Below are 1026 nucleotides of genomic sequence, written 5' to 3' on the forward strand. Positions count from 1 at the left end.
CTGCTTGCGTACAGGGTTGTAGAACATCTCGACGTAATCGAACACGACCTGCCGGGCTTCCTCGCGGGTTTTATAGGTGCAGCGCCGGATGCGCTCGCGCTTGAGCGAGGAGAAGAAGCTCTCGGCGACGGCATTGTCATGGCAGTTGCCGCGTCGGCTCATCGAGTGCTCAAGATTGTGAGCCCGGATGAAGGCAGCCCACTCCATGCTGGTGAATTGCGAGCCCTGGTCGGAGTGGATCAGCACCCGTTGCTTCGGCTTGCGCCGCCATACCGCCATATGCAGCGCCTGCAGCACCACATCGGTGGTCTGTCGGCTCTGCATCGACCAGCCCACCACGCGGCGGGAATACAGATCGATCACGACCGCCAAATAGGCGAAGCCTTCCAGGGTGCGAATGTAGGTGATGTCCGTCACCCAGGCCCGGTCTGGCGCAGCGACATCGAATTGGCGGCCCAGCATGTTGTCGACCGCCAGGGACGGCTTGCCGCCATGGCTGCCGGGCCGGCGCTTATAGCCGATCTGCGCCTTGATGCCCGCCAGCCTGGCCAATCTGGCAACCCGGTTCGGGCAGCAGGTTTCGCCGTGATCCAGCAGGTCGTCGTGCAGCTTGCGGTAGCCATAGACCATGCCACTGTCGTGCCAAGCCCGCCGCAGTAGCTCCGTTTGCCGAGCATCTTCCCGAGCCCGCTGGCTCAGCGGGCTCTTCTGCCAAGCATAGAAACCGCTGGGCTGCACGGCGAGGCAGCGGCACATTGCCCGCACGCCAAAGTGATCACAATGCTCGGCAATGAACGCGTATCTCACTTTGCATCCCGAGCGAAATACGCGGTGGCTTTTTTTAGGATGTCGCGCTCCTCGGTTACCCGAGCCAACTCGCGCTTCAGCTGACGGATCTCGGCATCCTTGCCGGCATCGCCGGATACGACCTTCGCCAGCTGCCGCTTCCACGCATACAGCGAGTGCGCACTGACCCCGAGCCGCTGCGAGACCTCCGCTACCGGATACCCGCGCTCGGTGATCTGG

Annotated in this window: 1 pseudogene; it reads right to left on the reverse strand. The window is 62.9% G+C overall.

Annotated features, from left to right (window positions below):
- A pseudogene (locus AAIO73_RS20140) lies at positions 1-1026 on the reverse strand (IS3 family transposase); the annotation flags it as partial.

This window comes from Sphingomonas epibiotica, assembly GCF_039615155.1.
Taxonomy (GTDB): Bacteria; Pseudomonadota; Alphaproteobacteria; order Sphingomonadales; family Sphingomonadaceae; genus Sphingomonas.